Consider the following 18,007-nt stretch of genomic DNA (forward strand, 5'->3'; position numbering starts at 1 on the left):
CACTGATCAAGCCTGCCATGAACTCCGGGAAACGCCCGTCGGCGGGACCGCCGGGGGCGGCCGCACCGGCCGGCCGCCGGCCTCAGGCGCTCTCGGCCCGCACCCGGTCCAGGGCCCGCTGGAGGTCCTCCGGGTACTCGCTCTCGAACTCCACCCATCGGCCGTCCCCGGGGTGCTCGAAGCCCAGCCGCACGGCGTGCAGCCACTGCCGGGAGATGCCCAGGCGCTTGGCGAGGGTGGGGTCGGCGCCGTAGGTCAGGTCGCCGACGCAGGGGTGGCGGTGCGCGGACATGTGCACCCGGATCTGGTGCGTACGGCCGGTCTCCAGCTTGATGTCCAGCAGGCTGGCCGCGCGGAACGCCTCGACCAGGTCGTAGTGCGTGACGGACGGCTTGCCGTCGGCGGTGACCGCCCACTTGTAGTCGTGCTGCGGGTGACGGCCGATCGGGGCGTCGATCGTGCCGCTGAGCGGGTCCGGGTGGCCCTGGACGAGCGCGTTGTACCGCTTCTCGGGGACGCGCTCCTTGAACTGCCGCTTCAGGGAGGTGTAGGCCCGCTCCGACTTCGCCACGACCATCAGGCCCGACGTACCGACGTCCAGGCGGTGCACGATGCCCTGGCGCTCGGCGGCGCCGGAGGTCGAGATGCGGTACCCGGCGGCGGCCAGGCCGCCGATGACGGTCGTGCCGTTCCACCCCGGGCTGGGGTGCGCGGCGACGCCGACCGGCTTCATGATCACGACGATGTCGTCGTCGTCATGAACGATCTCCATGCCCTCCACGGGCTCGGCGACGATCTCCACCGGCGCCGCGGCCTGCGGCATCTCGACTTCGAGCCAGGCGCCGCCGTGCACCCGCTCGGACTTCATCACCTCGGCCCCGTCCACCCGGACCTTGCCGGCGGCGGCCAGCTCGGCCGCCTTCGTACGGGAAAAGCCGAACATCCGGGCCAGCGCGGCGTCGACGCGCTCGCCCTCCAGGCCGTCCGGTACGGGCAGGGTGCGGATCTCGGGAATCGTGCTCACCCCACGAGTATGGCAGTCCCGCAGGACGCTCCCGTCGGCCCCGCCCCCGCCTGTGGAAAACCCTGCCCGGACGCGGCGTCGGTCCTTGTGGCCGGACCGTAGATCCTCGTGGCCGGACGCGGCGTCAGTCCTTGTGGAGCGTCCCGTCCGGGTCCAGGCCGCGGAAGGAGAGCAGCACGATCAGGATGCCGCCGCACACGATCCCGGAGTCGGCGAGGTTGAAGACCGCGAAGTGCGCCGGGGCGATGAAGTCGACCACCGCGCCCTGGAAGACGCCCGGCGAGCGGAAGAGCCGGTCGGTGAGGTTGCCGAAGGCGCCGCCGAGCAGCAGGCCGAGGGCGATCGCCCAGGGCAGGCTGTAGAGCTTGCGGGCGACCCGGAAGATCACCACGATCACCGCGACGGCGATCAGGGTCAGGAAGATCGTCAGCGCCTCGCCCATGCTGAAGGCGGCCCCGCGGTTGCGGATCACCTCGAACTGGAGCAGCGTCCCGATCACCTGGACCGGCGCGTGGTGCTCCAGCTTCGCCACCACCAGCAGCTTGCTGCCGAGGTCCAGCAGGTACACGATCAGCGCGACGACCAGCAGCGCGGTGATCCGCCGCCGCTTGGGCTGCGTCGCCGTGGCGCCCGCCTCCGCCGCGCCCCGCTCGGTCTCTCCGCCGTCCCCCTGCCCGGGCTCCGGCCCGGATTCCGGCGTACCGGTGATGCGCTCCGCCTCTGCCACGTGTGAGTCCCTCGGCCCGTCGTTTCCCCGGCCAGGCCGCGCCTGGCTGAGGTTCGAGGGTACGGCACGGAGGTCGGCCGCAGGCGAGTACGGGGTACCCGGGGCGGTACGGACGCGGGGCCGGGGCACGAAGGCCCCGGCCCGGCCGCTAGCGGCGCTCGGTCTTCTGCTTGCACTCCACACAGAGCGTGGCCCGCGGGAACGCCTGCATCCGGGCCTTGCCGATCGCCTTGCCGCAGTTCTCGCAGAGGCCGTACGTGCCGGCGTCCAGCCGCTCCAGCGCCCGCTCGGTCTGCAGCAGCATCTCGCGGGCGTTCGAGGCCAGCGCCATCTCGTGCTCGCGGGTGATGTTCTTCGAACCGGTGTCGGCCTCGTCGCCCGTGCTGTCGCTGGAGTCCCGCATCAGCCCCGCGATGGCGTCCTCGGACGACCGGATCTCGTTGCGCAGCCGGTCCTGCTCCGCCCGCAGCATCGACCGGGCCTCCTCGGCCTCGGCCTCCGACCACGGGTCCTCGCCCGGCCGTACGGGCAGCTCGGCGGCGGACGCCGGGCCGCTACGCGCCTTGGGCAGGGCCGTCCCGCCGGCCGTCTGCTCGCTGTCGTCCAGCGCAGCGGCCGGGGCCCCGCCCGGAGTCTTCTTCGCCACCACCGTCTTGGCTCCCGTCTTCTTCGCGGGCACCGCCCCCTCTGGCGGTGCAGCCTTCCTGGCCGTGCTCGTGCCGGCGGACGTGTCGGCCGCGGCGTCCTCCGCCGCGGCCTCCGCTGCCGCTGTGCGTCCCGCCGCGGTCTTCTTCGCGGCGGCCTTCTTCGCCGTCTTCTTGGCCGCCGTCCTCTTGGCGGCTGTCTTCTTCGCCGTTGCCTTCTTCGACGCCGTCCGCTTCGCGGGCGCCGCACCGGAAACGGTCTCCTCCGGCGGAGGGTTCCCGGTCGCGGTCTTCTTCGTCCCGGCTTCTCTCACGGGCGGCCCCGTACCCGACTCCGCCGCGCCCTCACCGGCCGGAGGATTACCGGTCGCCGTCCGCTCCGCCGCGGCCCCCTCGGCGGACGTCCCGCCGTCCGGCACGTCCCGCCCGGGCCCCGCCGTGCTGTCGTGCGCGGCGGTCTCTTTCGCCACCATGGCCGCGGTCCCTTCACGTATGTGATCATGCTCGCGAATCGTGACCGGAACGATAAATCGACTCACAGCACGCGGCAACGGGACGCACCGCCCTCCACCGTCCGGCTCCCGCCCCGGGAGCCCGGCCTGCATCCGTTGTGCCCCGCTCCCGGGCCCATAATCCGGCGTCATCGGACGCCCGACAGGGGGTGTCGCGGCACCGCCGTACGCCTGTCGCATTCCGCCGCGTTGCGTATCGGCATTCGGGTCAAGGTTCCCGGCGCCGGTACCTCGGTCGGCGCAGCGGGAAAAGCGGTCGGCCGCCGCGGCGCGCGCCCCGTACACTGGCCAGAGCGAAAAGCGTGGATGGGACGAGTAGCGCCGCACGCAGCCAAGAGCGACCCGGGGACGGTGGGAGCCCGGGGGTGTGCGCGACGTGAAGATCACCCCGGAGCCGCCGGAAGAACGCCCCAGGACCCCTGGGTGCCAGTAGACCCGGCATCGCGACCCCAATGAGGGGGCCGAGGAGTTACGCCTCGGCCAAGGAGGGTGGTACCGCGGGAGCAGCCGGCTCTCGTCCCTCCGGTCGGAGAACGCAAGCGGTGTCCGCCGGAGGAAGCCCCCGATGAGTTCCACACCCCAGTACAACCAGGTGCCCGCGCAGGTGGACCTGCCAGCCCTTGAGCATGCCGTGCTCGACTTCTGGCAGGAGCAGAAGGTCTTCGCGCGCACTCTCGACCAGTCCGAGGGGCGCCCGGAGTGGGTGTTCTACGAGGGCCCGCCCACGGCGAACGGCATGCCGGGCGCGCACCACATCGAGGCCCGCGTCTTCAAGGACGTCTTCCCTCGCTTCCGCACCATGCAGGGCTACCACGTCGGCCGGAAGGCCGGCTGGGACTGCCACGGCCTGCCCGTGGAGCTCGCCGTGGAGAAGGAGCTGGGCTTCAACGGCAAGAAGGACATCGAGGCGTACGGCATCGCCGAGTTCAACGCCAAGTGCCGCGAGTCGGTGACCCGCCACACCGACGCCTTCGCCGAGCTGACCACCCGGATGGGCTACTGGGTCGACCTCGACGACGCGTACCGCACGATGAACCCCGAGTACATCGAGTCGGTGTGGTGGTCGCTGAAGGAGATCTTCAACAAGGGCCTGCTGGTCCAGGACCACCGCGTCGCCCCCTGGTGCCCCCGCTGCGGCACGGGCCTCTCGGACCACGAGCTGGCCCAGGGGTACGAAACGGTCGTCGACCCCTCGGTCTACGTCCGCCTGCCCCTCACCTCCGGCCCGCTGGCCGGCGAGGCGGCGCTGCTGATCTGGACGACCACGCCGTGGACGCTGGTCTCCAACACCGCGGTCGCCGCGCACCCCGACGTCACCTACGTCGTCGCCACCGACGGCAACGAGAAGCTGGTCGTCGCCGAGCAGCTCGTCGAGAAGGCGCTGGGCGAGGGCTGGACGACCACGGGGCAGACCTTCACCGGCCGCGAGATGGAGCGCTGGGCATACGAGCGCCCGTTCGGCCTGGTCGAGCTCGAAGGCGCCAACTTCGTCGTCAACGCCGAGTACGTCACCACCGAGGACGGCACGGGGCTGGTCCACCAGGCGCCCGCCTTCGGTGAGGACGACCTCAAGACCTGCAAGGGCTACGGTCTCCCGGTGGTCAATCCGGTCCGTCCCGACGGCACCTTCGAGGAGGACCTCGCCCTGGTCGGCGGGCAGTTCTTCAAGAAGGCCGACGAGGCGCTGGTCGCCGACCTCGACGCGCGCGGCCTGCTCTTCCGGCACGTCGCCTACGAGCACAGCTACCCGCACTGCTGGCGCTGCCACACCGCGCTGCTGTACTACGCCCAGCCGTCCTGGTACATCCGCACGACCGCGGTCAAGGACGCCCTGCTGCGGGAGAACGAGAAGACCAACTGGTACCCGGAGTCGGTCAAGCACGGCCGCTTCGGCGACTGGCTGAACAACAACATCGACTGGGCGCTCTCCCGGAACCGCTATTGGGGCACCCCGCTGCCCATCTGGCGCTGCGAGGAGGACCACCTCACCGTCGTCGGCTCGCTCGCCGAGCTGTCGGAGCTGACCGGCACCGACCAGACCGGCCTGGACCCGCACCGCCCGTACATCGACGACGTGACCTTCGACTGCCCGGAGTGCGCGGCGGCGGGCACCACGGCCACCGCGACCCGCGTCCCCGAGGTCATCGACGCCTGGTACGACTCGGGTTCGATGCCCTTCGCGCAGTGGGGCTACCCGTACCGCAACAAGGAGATCTTCGAGCAGCGGTACCCGGCGCAGTTCATCTCCGAGGCCATCGACCAGACCCGCGGCTGGTTCTACACGCTGATGGCCGTCGGCACGCTCGTCTTCGACAAGTCGTCCTACGAGAACGTCGTCTGCCTGGGCCACATCCTGGCCGAGGACGGCCGGAAGATGTCCAAGCACCTGGGCAACATCCTCCAGCCGATCCCGCTGATGGACCAGCACGGCGCGGACGCGGTCCGGTGGTTCATGGCCGCCGGCGGCTCCCCGTGGGCCGCGCGCCGGGTCGGTCACGGCACGATCCAGGAGGTCGTCCGTAAGACGCTCCTGACGTACTGGAACACCGTCGCCTTCCAGGCGCTGTACGCCCGTACGACCGGCTGGGCGCCCACCGCGTCCGACCCGGCCCCCGCGGACCGCCCGATCCTGGACCGCTGGCTGCTCGGCGAATTGAACTCGCTGGTCGAGGGCGTCACGGAGGCGCTGGAGGCGTACGACACCCAGCGCGCCGGCAAGCTGCTGTCCGCCTTCGTCGACGACCTCTCCAACTGGTACGTGCGCCGCTCGCGCCGCCGCTTCTGGCAGGGCGACGCGGCCGCGCTGCGCACCCTGCACGAGGTCGTCGAGACGGTCACCCGCCTGATGGCACCGCTCACCCCGTTCATCACCGAGCGGGTCTGGCAGGACCTGGTCGTGCCGGTCACCCCGGACGCGCCGGACTCCGTGCACCTGTCGAGCTGGCCGGTGGCGGACGCCTCCGCGATCGACCCGACGCTCTCCGCGCAGATGGTCCTGGTCCGCCGGCTGGTCGAGCTGGGCCGCGCCACCCGTGCCGAGTCCGGTGTGAAGACCCGGCAGCCGCTGTCCCGCGCCCTGGTCGCCGCGTCCGGCTTCGAGACGCTCTCCGACGACCTGCGCGCCCAGATCACCGAGGAGCTGAACGTCACCTCCCTGGCGTCGCTCTCCGAGGTGGGCGGCTCGCTGGTCGACACGACGGCCAAGGCCAACTTCCGCGCCCTGGGCAAGCGGTTCGGCAAGGGCGTCCAGGCGGTCGCCAAGGCCATCGCGAACGCGGACGCCGCCGCCCTGTCGACGGCCCTCCGCGAGGGCACGGCCTCGGTCGAGGTCGACGGCGAGACGGTCACCCTGGCGCCGGACGAGGTCATCATCACCGAAACCCCGCGCGAGGGCTGGTCGGTGGCGTCCGACTCCGGCGCCACGGTCGCCCTGGACCTGGAGATCACCCCGGAGCTGCGCCGCGCGGGCCTGGCCCGGGACGCCATCCGCCTGATCCAGGAGGCCCGCAAGAACAGCGGCCTGGACGTCGCGGACCGGATCGCGCTGCGCTGGCGCTCGGAGGACGAGGAGGTCCGTACGGCCCTGGCCGACCACACGGCCCTGATCTCCGACGAGGTGCTGGCCGTCGACTTCGCGCCGGGTGACGCGGACGACGCCTACGGCGAGCCGTTCACGGACGAGGCACTGTCCCTGACGTTCCGCCTCCGCAAGGCATAACCCGTACGTACGAAACACCGAGGCCCCCGGTTCGAGCGAACCGGGGGCCTCGGTGTACCTGTTCCTCGCTGTCGACCGTGGTGGATCAGGCGCCCCGTAAGGGGCGCGGGGAACTGCGCGAGCAACTCCAACGGCGCCGCGCTCCGCCGTGGACCGTCCCGCCCACGACGAGCATCGGCCCACGCCGAAGGCGAAAAACGTCGGCTGACACCGAACGGCGAAAGGGCCGGGCCCCCGGGGAAAACCCCGGGGGCCCGGCCCTGATTGCCGACTATGCCCGCCGCACCGACCGTCCTGTGTCGGACACCCGGCGCGACAGCGCCTAGTTGTCGTCCTCGTCGATGAGGAACCCACGCATCGGCGAGGGCGCCTGCTGCATCTGCTGCTGGCCCTGCGGCCGCACCGGCGCCATCGGCTGCGTCATGGCCGGCGACATCTGCTGCTGGCTGCCGTACGACGGGGCGTTGCTGCCGTTGGAGCCGCCGTGACCGCCCATGGACTGGTTGCCGCCCATGGTGTGGCTGGAGCCGCCGCCCATGGAGCCGGCACCGGCCGACGCCATCGACGGGGACGCCGGCAGCGAAGCGGCAGCCGGGGTCCGCGGCGGGGCGAGCGAGTCGTCGGACTGGTTCTCCAGCTGACGCAGCTGGCTCTCCAGGTACGACTTCAGACGCGTGCGGTACTCGCGCTCGAAGCCGCGCAGGTCCTCGACCTTGCGCTCCAGCGTGGCGCGGGCGGACTCCAGGGAGCCCATCGCGACGCGGTGCTTCTCCTGCGCGTCCCGCTCCAGCGCGTCGGCCTTGGCGCGGGCGTCCCGCTCCAGGCCCTCGGCGCGGCTGCGCGCCTCACCGACGATCTTGTTGGCCTCGGAACGGGCCTCCGCGATCGCCTGGTCGGCGGTCTGCTGCGCCAGCGACAGCACGCGAGCGGCGCTGTCACCACCGGGGCCACCCTGGCCCGGCTGCGGCAGCTGCGGGCCACCGCCGGGGCCGCCCATCGGGCCACCCATGGGACCGCCGGGGCCCATCTGACCGCCGTGCGGACCCTGCGGACCGGGGCCGTGGCCACCGGGACCTGCGGGCAGCTGCGGTGCACCGCCGGGCAGCTGGGGCGGTCCGCCCATCCCCTGCTGCTGACCGGGCGGGACCGGCTGCGGACCGGATATGGCAGCGGGCACAGGGGCACCGGGCCGCTGCTGCTGCTGCGGCGGGCCGTCCTGTTCCTGCTGCTGCTTGCGCATCCCCTGCTGCTGCTGGTTCTGCGCGGCAGCACGGGTCGCCGCGGCCAGCTTGGCGCGCAGGTCCTCGTTCTCCCGGAGCAGACGGGTCAGTTCTGCTTCGACCTCATCGAGGAAGGCATCGACCTCGTCCTCGTCATAGCCTTCTCGGAGGCGGACGGTCGTGAACTGCTTGTTCCGCACGTCCTCGGGGGTCAACGGCATCTCTTCTTCACCTCAACGTAGTCGTCGGCAATCGGCAAGACCGTATCGTTCACAACTTGCTCACGACGTTGCTCACGACGGTGATCAGGATGTAGACGATGATCATCAGTACGAAGAAGGACAGATCGAGCGCCACGCCCCCGAGACGCAGCGGCGGTATGACTCGCCGCAGAAGCTTGAGTGGCGGATCGGTAACAGTGTAAGTGGCCTCCAGTACGACCACCATCGCCTTGCCGGGTTGCCATGAACGGGCGAACTGGAAGACATAGTCCATCACCAGCCGGAAGATCAGCACAACGAGGAAGCAGTACAGCGCGATATAGATCACCTGCAGTGCGATGCCCATCTCGCGCTTCCCTCTCCCCTTGCCTGTGTGGCCCTACGGCCGGTGTGCCCGGTGTTGCGTCTCAGCTCTGGTTGAAGAACCCGCCCTCTGCGATACGGGCCTTGTCCTCCGCCGTGACATCGACGTTAGCAGGAGACAGCAGGAACACCTTCTGTGTCACCCGCTCGATGCTGCCGTGCAAACCAAACACCAACCCGGCCGCAAAGTCGACAAGTCGCTTCGCGTCCGTGTCGTCCATCTCCGTCAGATTCATGATCACCGGAGTGCCCTCACGGAAGTGTTCCCCGATGGTACGGGCCTCGTTGTAGGTCCGGGGGTGCAGCGTAGTGATGCGGTAGGGCTCCCGCTCGGACACAACCTTGGGCATGATCACCGGTGCGTTCTTCTCCAGGTTCGGGCGTTCGGGTGTGATGGACGCCACGGGGGCGATTCGGGCGGGTCGTCCGTTTTCCGTGGCCGGCGGCGGGGACTCGCGCTGCGCCGGCGGCTGGACGACTCGTACCGATTCATCCCGTTCGGGGCGTGCCTCGGTGGGCGGCTGGTGCTGCTGCCGCCTCTCGGGCTCGGGCTCCGGGTCGAGTTCGGGCTCGAAGTCGTCGTCGGGGTCGAAGCCCCGGCCGTCGTACCCATCGTCCTCCACGAGGCCGAGGTAGACCGCCATCTTGCGCATCGCGCCGGCCATTCTCTGCGTCCTCCGCTCTGTGGTGGATCGGCTCCGTCACCGGTCGCCTTGGATCCACTCGGCCTGCCCGCCTTTTGACGGTAATGACCATATTTTGTGCTGTGGTCCGACTTGCTTCGCGACGTTACCCGAGCCGTGGTCGGACTCCGAGTACCGCAGTGCCGACGCGTACATGTGTCGCACCGGCGGCCACCGCGTCCTCGAGATCCGAACTCATTCCCGCTGAGACCATTTTCGCAGCAGGATGACTCGCGCGCAGGCCGGATGAGATTTCCATCAGCCGGTCGAAAGCCGCACGTTGGCGGCCCGCGAACGGCCCGGCCAGCGGGGCGACCGTCATCAGGCCCCCCAGCCGCAGCCCCTCGGCCGCCGCCACCGCGTCGGCCAGCGCCGCGACCCCGCCCGGACCCACGCCGCCACGGTCGCCGCGCGCGTCCGACTCGGCGTCGAGCGCCACCTGGATCAGGCACTCCAGCTCACGTCCGGAGCGCACCGCTTCCTTGGAGAGCGCGGTGACGAGCTTGGCCCGGTCCACGGACTGCACGATATCCGCATAACCAGCTACAGACCGGACCTTATTTGTCTGCAATTGACCGACGAAATGCCAAGTAAGGGGCAAATCGGAGCAGGCCTCTGCCTTGGGTGCAGCGTCCTGGTCCCGGTTCTCCGCGACGTGCCGGATGCCCAATTCCGAAAGGATACGGACATCGCTGGCCGGGTATGTCTTTGTGACCACAATCAGGGTGACATCGTCACGATTACGACCGGCTTCGGCACAAGCGGCGGAGATACGGTCCTCCACCCGGGCCAGGTTCTCGGCCAGTTCCGTTCTACGGTCCGTCACAGCTCAGCCGTCCAGCCATACATAGCTCGCGAGCCGCCCCGTGGTGCGGTCGCGCCGATAGGAGAAATGATCCGCCGACTCCAGCGTGCAGATGTGGGAATGTTCACGCATCCGCACACCGCACCGGGCGAGTTGGGCGGCCACCCCGGCCCCCACGTCGACCGCGGGGGTCCCCCACGTGGTGGTCGCGTACGCCTCGGGCACCGCGGCGGCCACGTCGGCGCGCATCGCCTCGGGCACTTCGTAGCAGCCGCCGCAGACAGCGGGGCCGGTACGGGCGGTGATCCGCGCGGGATCGGCGCCCAGAGCGGTCATCGCCTCGACGGTGGCCGGAACGACGCCGGCGACCAGGCCGGGGCGTCCGGCGTGCGCGGCTCCCACCACCCCGGCGACCAGGTCGGCGAGGAGGACGGGGGTGCAGTCGGCGGTGAGGACCGCGAGGGCGAGGCCCCGACGGGCCGTCACGACCGCGTCCACACAGGGCACGTCGGCCGCGTCCCGCCACGGTCCGTCCACGACTGCCACGTCGCGCCCGTGCACCTGGTTCATCCAGACCACATCGGCCGGATCCAGCCCCAGGGCCTTCGCCGTCAGCTCACGATTGGTCCGTACCGCCTGCGGGTCGTCGCCCACGGCGCCGCCGAGGTTGAGCTCGGCATACGGAGCGGCGCTCACCCCGCCCCACCGGTCGGTGAAGGCGAAGTGCGCGCCGCTCGCGTCGTCCGTCAGCACAGAGTGCTGCTGTCCTATCACTGCTGGGTCTTCGGCTACTTCAGGAAGTCCGGGACGTCCAGCTCCTCGGCCGTGGTGTCCGTGTACGGACGGGCCGGGGGGACCTGCGGGGTGACCGGGGGCGCCGGGGCCTCGCTGACCGGCGCGGGCTCGGCCGGGGCCGGCTCCTCGTCGCGCACCGGGACGGAGCCGAGACCGCCGAAGGCCGGGCGGGGCTCCGGGGGCGCGGCCGGACGGCTCGCCGGGGCGGCCGGCTCCTCGCGCTTGCCGGAGGAGGAGCTGATCACGTTCTCGCGGCGGGCCGGCGGCTGACCGCCGTCGAAGCCCGCGGCGATGACCGTCACGCGGACCTCGTCGCCCAGCGCGTCGTCGATGACGGCACCGAAGATGATGTTGGCTTCCGGGTGTGCCGCCTCGCTGACCAGCTGGGCCGCCTCGTTGATCTCGAAGAGGCCGAGATCGGAGCCGCCGGAGATGGACAGCAGCACGCCACGGGCGCCGTCGATGGACGCCTCCAGCAGCGGCGAGGAGATCGCCATCTCGGCCGCGGCCACCGCACGGTCGTCGCCGCGCGCGGAGCCGATGCCCATGAGAGCCGAGCCGGCCTCGGACATCACGGACTTCACGTCGGCGAAGTCGAGGTTGATCAGGCCCGGGGTGGTGATCAGGTCGGTGATGCCCTGGACACCGGACAGCAGCACCTGGTCGGCGGACTTGAACGCGTCAAGAACGCTCACCTGGCGGTCCGAGATGGACAGCAGCCGGTCGTTCGGGATGACGATGAGCGTGTCGACCTCTTCGCGCAGCTGCGCGATGCCGTCCTCGGCCTGGTTGGCGCGACGGCGGCCCTCGAAGGTGAACGGCCGGGTGACCACACCGATCGTCAGGGCGCCCAGGGAGCGCGCGATGTTGGCGACCACGGGCGCGCCGCCCGTACCGGTGCCGCCGCCCTCGCCCGCGGTCACGAAGACCATGTCGGCCCCCTTGAGGACCTCCTCGATCTCCTCGCGGTGGTCTTCGGCCGCCTTGCGGCCCACGTCCGGGTTGGCGCCGGCGCCGAGGCCACGCGTCATCTCACGGCCGACGTCGAGCTTGACGTCGGCGTCGCTCATCAGCAACGCCTGCGCATCGGTGTTGATCGCGATGAACTCGACGCCCTTGAGCCCGACCTCGATCATCCGGTTGATGGCGTTCACGCCACCGCCGCCGATGCCGACGACCTTGATGACTGCGAGGTAGTTCTGCGGTGCTGCCACGTCGAAGGCCTCTCGCCTCGAGTTACGTGTCGGTGCCTCACTTGTGCTGCGGGCAACGACTGATGCCGATGGGACGGTCCGTATTGCCGACCCGAACCCTAACGTTGAAGTTTAGGGTTACCAGTGCCTGTGTTCCCTGGGTTCTTTGGAACGAGACACTAAGTCGACAAGCGGCGCACGTTCAACGAACACGCCGAACCTCCCGTTTTTCTTTTCACCCTATGTGATCACCCTTAGTGGTAGCCATCCAGGGTGCTGGCCTGCGCGTACGTACGTCAACTACCGGACGCGGCGGGCGCACTGGGGACGCTCACATCGAAGTGGCGCGCATCACGCGCCGCTTTCAGCAGCGCGACGAGTACCTTGGCCTTTTCTGTGCCGCGTTCCTCGCTGCCCCACTCGACCCGGCGTCCGCCGGTCAGCTCCAGGGTGATCGAGTCGTACGAACGTACGCGGATGACGCGCACGTCCTTGCTGACGGTATCGGGAAGCGCGGTGGCGACCTTCACCGCCGCGCGGTTCAGTGCAGGGATACCGAAACGGCGCAGGCTCGGCGAATCCGCCGCGTCCATTTCCAGCCGGGGTACATCGCGGGGCGCGGTACCGACCGTGGCGAACCGTACGCCTCGGTCGTCCACTTCAATGAATTTTCCGCCCTTTTGGACGAGCAGAACGGGCTGCCGCTCCGTCACGGTCAGGGAGACCGTGTCCGGCCAGGAGCGCGCCACATCGACCGACTTGATTCGGCGGAGCCGGTCACCCAGCCTCGCGGTGATGCCGTCCGTGTCCACGGAGGCGAGGGGCGCGCCCAGGGGCACCTCGGCCGCGGCCCGCACCTCACGCTCCGTCAGGACATCGGTCCCGTGCACCTGCACATGCTCGGCCCGGAGCCAGTCCGAGCCGTACAGCGCCCAGGTACCAAAGCCGCCCAGCAGCGCTATAAGGACCGTGCCCGCGATGAGGGTGCGGCGGCGGGGACGGCCGGAACGGCCCGCCCCCGGCCGCGGCAGCCGCAGCCGCCGGAACCGGGAGCCGTGCCGCTCGTCCACCTCTTCGGAGGAGTCGGGCGGGCCGGCCGGCACGTGCCGCTGCTGCTCACTACGGCGACTGGTCGTCGGTCCGGCCACGCTCCCTCTCCTTCCGGCCGCCTCAGCCGCGGCGGGAGGCGATCGCTTCGTAGACCATGCCGACGAGCAGTTCGTCGGCGTCTCTGCGGCCGAATTCGGCGGCCGCGCGGGACATCTCGTACAGCCGGTGCGGGTCCGAGAGCACCGGCAGGACGTTGCCCTGCACCCACTCGGGGGACAGCTGCGCGTCGTCGACCAGCAGGCCGCCGCCGGCGTTGACCACCGGCTGGGCGTTCAGCCGCTGCTCACCGTTGCCGATGGGCAGCGGGACGTACGCGGCGGGCAGCCCGACGGCGGACAGCTCGGCGACGGTCATCGCGCCCGCGCGGCAGAGCATCATGTCGGCCGCGGCGTACGCGAGGTCCATCCGGTCCACGTACGGTACCGGGACGTACGACGGCATCCCGGGCATGTTGTCGACCTGCGGCAGTTCGTTCTTCGGACCGACCGCGTGCAGCACCTGGATGCCGGCGCGCTGGAAGGCGGGCACGGCGGCCTGGATGACCTCGTTCAGCCGGCGGGCGCCCTGCGAGCCGCCGGAGACCAGCAGCGTGGGGAGGTTCGGGTCCAGGCCGAAGGCGGCACGCGCCTCGGGGCGGACCGCGGCCCGGTCCAGCGTCGCGATCGTGCGGCGCAGCGGGATGCCGACGTAACGGGCGTCCCGCAGCTTGCTGTCCGGGGTGCTGACGGCGACGAACTTGGCGTACCGCGAGCCGATCTTGTTGGCCAGGCCCGGCCGTGCATTGGCCTCGTGCACGACGATCGGCACGCCGAGCCGCTTGGCGGCCAGGTAGCCGGGCAGCGCCACGTAACCGCCGAAGCCGACGACGCAGTCCGCCTTCGTGCGCTCCAGGATCTGCTCGGCGGCCTTGATGGTGCCGCGCAGCCGCCCGGGGACGGTGATCAGCTCGGGGGTGGGCTTGCGCGGCAGCGGAACGGCCGGGATCAGCCCCAGTTCGTAACCGCGTTCCGGTACCAGCCGGGTCTCAAGTCCGCGCTCCGTGCCCAGTGCCGTGATCCCCACGGTCGGGTCCTGCCTCCGCAGGGCGTCCGCGAGGGCGAGCGCGGGCTCGATGTGGCCGGCGGTCCCCCCACCGGCGAGTACGACATGCACCGAAATTCACCGCTCTCCGGACGGCCGCTTCTTGACGCGCCGTCTCATCGTCTTCCGTCTCACCCCAGCCGGCATTCTCGCGAATACCGGCTGCCGCATGGCCAGCGCCGCCCGCGCCGCGGGCTCGTCACGCGCGAAGGCGATCAGAAGTCCGACGGCGAACATTGTCGGCAGCAGGGCGGAGCCTCCGTAGGAGAACAGCGGGAGCGGGACACCGGCGATCGGCAGCAGGCCGAGCACCGCACCGATGTTGACCACGGCCTGGGCCGTGATCCAGGTGGTCACGCCACCCGCGGCGTACCGTACGAAGGGATCCTCCGTGCGTCCGGCCACGCGGATACCCGCATAGCCTAGAGCCGCGAACAGGGCGAGCACCGACAGCGTCCCCGCCAGTCCCAGTTCCTCCCCGGTGATGGCGAAGATGAAGTCGGTGTGCGGTTCAGGGAGTTCACCCCATTTTTCCATACTCGCGCCGAGACCGGATCCGAAGAATCCGCCGGACGCGAGAGCGTATATCCCGTGCACGGCCTGCCAGCACTGGTCGCCGGGGCCCGGGTCGGTCGCGCCGATGCACGCGAGCCGGGACATCCGGTTGGCGCTGGTCTTGATGAGCAGCGCCCCGATGGCTCCGGCCGCTGCCAGCACGCCGACGAAGAGCCGGGTGGGCGCCCCCGCGAGCCACAGCAGGCCGAAAAGAATTGCCGTGAGAATGATCGCGGTGCCCATGTCGCCGCCGAGCATGATGAGCCCGAGAAGCAGGAAAGCGGCCGGAATCAGCGGGACGAGCAGATGCTTCCACTGCGTCAGCAGCCGCCGCTCCTGCTTGCGGGCGAGCAGGTCGGCGCCCCACAGGACCAGGGCCAGCTTGCCGAACTCGCTGGGCTGGAGCTGGAAGGGGCCGCCCAGCGAGATCCAGTTCTGGTTGCCGTTGACCGCGACGCCTATCCCCGGCACCTGGACCAGGCACATCAGGAACACGGAGCCGGCCAGCAGCGGGTACGCCAGGGCGCGGTGCGCGCGGACGGGCAGCTTGGTCGCCACCACCATCAGCCCGCCGCCCAGCACCGCCGCCAGCAGCTGCTTACGGAAGAAGTAGGCCGGGGCGAGCCCGGACTGCAGGGCCTTGATCTGCGAGGCGGAGTAGACCATGACCAGGCCGAGCACCGTGATCAGCAGACTGCCGCCGAGGACGATGTAGTACGCCGTCAGCGGCCGGTCCCAGGCCCGCTTCAGGCGCGTGTAGAAGGCCGGCGGCCCGGCCGGACCGACGGGCCTCGGCTTGCCCGGTAGGGCCGTCATCCTCGTCCCCTCCACAGTTGCGCAGCGCCGCGCGTCCACGACGCGGGCGGGGACGCCCGGCCCTACCGGTCCCGCGCGGCCAGGCCGCTGACCGCTTCGGCGAAGGCGTCGCCCCGCTTGTTGTAGTTCAGGTACATGTCCATCGAGGCGCAGGCCGGTGCCAGCAGGACCGTGTCGCCCGGCCGGGCCAGCCGCTGGGCCTCCCGTACCGCCTCGGACATCGCCCCAGTGTCGGTCCGGTCGAGGTCGACGACGGGCACATCCGGGGCGTGTCGCGCCAGCGCTTCGGCGATCAGCGCACGGTCCCGGCCGATGAGGACGGCGCCGCGGAGCCGCTCCGCCGACTTCTGGACCAGCTCGTCGAAGGTCGCGCCCTTGGCGAGCCCGCCGGCGATCCACACGATGTGCTCGTAGGCGGCCAACGAAGCCTCGGTGGCGTGGGTGTTGGTGGCCTTGGAGTCGTCCACGTAAGAAACGCCGTCGACGTCCGCGACATGCTGGATGCGGTGCGCGTCGGGGTGGAAGTTGCGCAGGCCGTCGCGTACGGAAGCAGGCTGGACGCCGAACGCGCGTGCGAGCGCCGCGGCGGCGAGCGCGTTGGCGATGTTGTGCGGCGCCGGCGGGTTCACATCGGTGACCTCGGCCAGCTCCTGGGCCTGCTTCTGCCGGTTCTCGACGAACGCGCGGTCGACGAGGATGCCCTCGACGACGCCGACCTGGCCGGGACCGGGGGTGCCGAGGGTGAAGCCGATCGCCCGGCAGCCCTCCTCGACGTCGGCCTCCCGGACCAGGTCCTCGGTGGCCTTGTCCGCGACGTTGTAGACGCAGGCGACGGTGTTGCCCTCGTAGATCCGGCCCTTGTCGGCGGCGTACGCCTCCATGGAGCCGTGCCAGTCGAGGTGGTCGGGGGCGAGGTTCAGCACGGCCGCGGAGTGGGCGCGCAGCGAGGGCGCCCAGTGCAGCTGGTAGCTGGAGAGCTCGACGGCGAGCACGTCGTACTCGCCTTCGAGCACCACGTCGACGATGGGCGTCCCGATGTTGCCGACGGCCGCGGTGCGCAGCCCCTCGGCGGCCAGGATCGACGCCAGCATCTGCGTGGTGGTCGTCTTGCCGTTGGTGCCCGTGACGGCGAGCCAGGGGGCGCTGTCGGGGCCGCGCAGCCGCCAGGCGACCTCCACGTCCCCGATGACGTCCACGCCCGCCTCGGCGGCGGCCGCGAAGAGCGGGCTGGTGGGCTTCCAGCCCGGGGAGGTGACGACGAGGTCGGTGCCCTCGGGCAGCGTCTCGCCGTCGCCGAGCCGGACCTCGATCCCGGCGGTCCGCAGCTCGGCCGCGGTGGCCCGCTGCTTCTCGCCGTCGCCGCCGTCCACGACGGTGACGTGGGCGCCGAGCCCGGCCAGGGCGCGCGCGGCGCTGATGCCGCTCACGCCCAGACCGGCAACGGTAATGCGCTGTCCGGTGAATTCCTCGCCGGTCACTTGGCCGCCTGCCAGCCGCCGTAGAAGATGCCGAGGCCGACGATCACGCACATGCCCTGGATGATCCAGAACCGGACCACGACAAGGACTTCGGACCACCCCTTCAGTTCGAAGTGGTGCTGGAGTGGCGCCATCCGGAAGACCCGCTTGCCGGTGAGCCGGAAGGAGCCGACCTGGATGACCACCGACATGGTGATCAGGACGAAGAGGCCGCCGAGGATGGCCAGCAGCAGCTCCGTACGGGAGCAGATCGCCAGGCCGGCGAGCGCGCCGCCGAGGGCGAGCGAGCCGGTGTCACCCATGAAGATCTTCGCCGGCGAGGTGTTCCACCACAGGAAGCCGAAGCAGGCGCCCATCAGGGCCGAGGCCACGACCGCGAGGTCCAGCGGGTCGCGTACCTCGTAGCAGCCGGGGCCCGCGGTGATCTGGTTGGCGCAGGACTCCTGGTACTGCCAGATGCCGATGAAGGTGTACGCGCCGAAGACCATCACCGAGGCGCCGGTGGCCAGGCCGTCGAGGCCGTCGGTGAGGTTCACGCCGTTGGACATCGCCAGGATCATGAACAGCGCCCAGATCACGAAGATCACGGGGCCGATCTGCCAGCCGAAGTCCTGGGTGAAGGAGAGCCGGTCCGAGGCCGGGGTCTGTCCGCGCAGGTCCGCGAACTGCAGGGACAGCACTGCGAAGGCGATGCCGACGATCAGCTGGCCCGCCATCTTGGCCTTGGCCCGCAGACCGAGCGACCGCTGCTTGACGATCTTGATGTAGTCGTCGAGGAAGCCCACCAGACCCATGCCGGCCATCAGGAACAGCACCAGCACACCGGAGAAGGTGGGGTCGCTGCTCGTGATCACCTTGGTCAGCGCGTACGCGATGATCGTGGCGAGGATGAAGGCGATACCACCCATGGTGGGGGTACCGCGCTTGCTGTGGTGGTCCCGCGGTCCGTCGTCGCGGATGAACTGCCCGTAGCCCTTCCGGGCCAGCAGCTTGATCAGCAGGGGGGTGCCGATCAGGGTCAGGAAGAGCCCGATCATTCCGGAGAAGAGGATCTGCTTCATCG

At 70.5% G+C, this 18,007-nt stretch carries 15 protein-coding genes; 1 reads left to right on the forward strand and 14 read right to left on the reverse strand.

The window, feature by feature from the left end:
• Positions 1-82: 82 nt before the first annotated feature.
• The 3 genes from ACIGQF_RS11135 to ACIGQF_RS11145 form a co-directional block, all read right to left on the reverse strand.
• The gene (locus ACIGQF_RS11135; protein ID WP_399708090.1) at positions 83-1,024 is read right to left on the reverse strand and encodes an RluA family pseudouridine synthase; all 942 of its coding nucleotides are present in this window, start codon (positions 1,022-1,024) and stop codon (positions 83-85) included.
• A gap of 124 nt (positions 1,025-1,148) precedes the next feature.
• The gene (gene lspA / locus ACIGQF_RS11140; protein ID WP_399708091.1) at positions 1,149-1,751 is read right to left on the reverse strand and encodes a signal peptidase II; all 603 of its coding nucleotides are present in this window, start codon (positions 1,749-1,751) and stop codon (positions 1,149-1,151) included.
• A 148-nt stretch (positions 1,752-1,899) separates the two neighbouring features.
• Positions 1,900-2,868 carry a TraR/DksA family transcriptional regulator gene (locus tag ACIGQF_RS11145; RefSeq protein ID WP_399708093.1) on the reverse strand — a complete coding sequence of 323 codons (969 nt, stop codon included), beginning with the start codon at positions 2,866-2,868 and terminating at the stop codon, positions 1,900-1,902.
• Between the two features lie 604 nt (positions 2,869-3,472).
• On the opposite strand from ACIGQF_RS11145, the gene ileS reads away from it, so the two are divergent.
• The gene (gene ileS, locus ACIGQF_RS11150; RefSeq protein WP_399708095.1) at positions 3,473-6,625 is read left to right on the forward strand and encodes an isoleucine--tRNA ligase; all 3,153 of its coding nucleotides are present in this window, start codon (positions 3,473-3,475) and stop codon (positions 6,623-6,625) included.
• Between the two features lie 322 nt (positions 6,626-6,947).
• On the opposite strand, the gene ACIGQF_RS11155 is transcribed toward ileS, so the two are convergent.
• The 11 genes from ACIGQF_RS11155 to mraY form a co-directional block, all read right to left on the reverse strand.
• A complete protein-coding gene (locus ACIGQF_RS11155) occupies positions 6,948-8,066 on the reverse strand; it encodes a DivIVA domain-containing protein (RefSeq protein WP_361560668.1) in 1,119 nt (372 codons plus the stop codon).
• Between the two features lie 49 nt (positions 8,067-8,115).
• Complete coding sequence (locus tag ACIGQF_RS11160; RefSeq protein WP_223734728.1) at positions 8,116-8,412, reverse strand: YggT family protein; 297 nt, start codon at positions 8,410-8,412, stop codon at positions 8,116-8,118.
• Between the two features lie 61 nt (positions 8,413-8,473).
• Entirely contained in the window at positions 8,474-9,094 is a 621-nt protein-coding gene (locus ACIGQF_RS11165; protein ID WP_399708098.1) for a cell division protein SepF, read from the reverse strand.
• A gap of 124 nt (positions 9,095-9,218) precedes the next feature.
• Positions 9,219-9,938, reverse strand: a complete 720-nt coding sequence (locus ACIGQF_RS11170) for a YggS family pyridoxal phosphate-dependent enzyme (protein WP_399708100.1) — start codon at positions 9,936-9,938, stop codon at positions 9,219-9,221.
• Positions 9,939-9,941: 3 nt separating this feature from the next.
• Positions 9,942-10,691, reverse strand: coding sequence for a peptidoglycan editing factor PgeF (pgeF, locus tag ACIGQF_RS11175; protein WP_399708102.1), 750 nt, complete (start codon positions 10,689-10,691; stop codon positions 9,942-9,944).
• A gap of 14 nt (positions 10,692-10,705) precedes the next feature.
• Positions 10,706-11,926 (reverse strand): cell division protein FtsZ, encoded by a 1,221-nt coding sequence (ftsZ, locus tag ACIGQF_RS11180; RefSeq protein WP_399708104.1) that lies wholly within the window; start codon positions 11,924-11,926, stop codon positions 10,706-10,708.
• A 275-nt stretch (positions 11,927-12,201) separates the two neighbouring features.
• Positions 12,202-13,053 (reverse strand): cell division protein FtsQ/DivIB, encoded by an 852-nt coding sequence (locus ACIGQF_RS11185; protein WP_399708106.1) that lies wholly within the window; start codon positions 13,051-13,053, stop codon positions 12,202-12,204.
• 22 nt (positions 13,054-13,075) lie between these two features.
• Entirely contained in the window at positions 13,076-14,167 is a 1,092-nt protein-coding gene (gene murG, locus ACIGQF_RS11190; protein ID WP_399708108.1) for an undecaprenyldiphospho-muramoylpentapeptide beta-N-acetylglucosaminyltransferase, read from the reverse strand.
• A gap of 6 nt (positions 14,168-14,173) precedes the next feature.
• Positions 14,174-15,466 carry a putative lipid II flippase FtsW gene (ftsW, locus tag ACIGQF_RS11195; protein WP_399708110.1) on the reverse strand — a complete coding sequence of 431 codons (1,293 nt, stop codon included), beginning with the start codon at positions 15,464-15,466 and terminating at the stop codon, positions 14,174-14,176.
• Positions 15,467-15,528: 62 nt separating this feature from the next.
• Positions 15,529-16,944 carry a UDP-N-acetylmuramoyl-L-alanine--D-glutamate ligase gene (gene murD / locus ACIGQF_RS11200; protein WP_399708112.1) on the reverse strand — a complete coding sequence of 472 codons (1,416 nt, stop codon included), beginning with the start codon at positions 16,942-16,944 and terminating at the stop codon, positions 15,529-15,531.
• Complete coding sequence (gene mraY, locus ACIGQF_RS11205; RefSeq protein ID WP_030616760.1) at positions 16,941-18,005, reverse strand: phospho-N-acetylmuramoyl-pentapeptide-transferase; 1,065 nt, start codon at positions 18,003-18,005, stop codon at positions 16,941-16,943. The genes murD and mraY overlap by 4 nt, the downstream gene beginning before the upstream one ends.
• Positions 18,006-18,007 lie beyond the last annotated feature (2 nt).

It is taken from the genome of Streptomyces sp. NPDC053560 (assembly GCF_044544605.1).
GTDB lineage: Bacteria > Actinomycetota > Actinomycetes > Streptomycetales > Streptomycetaceae > Streptomyces.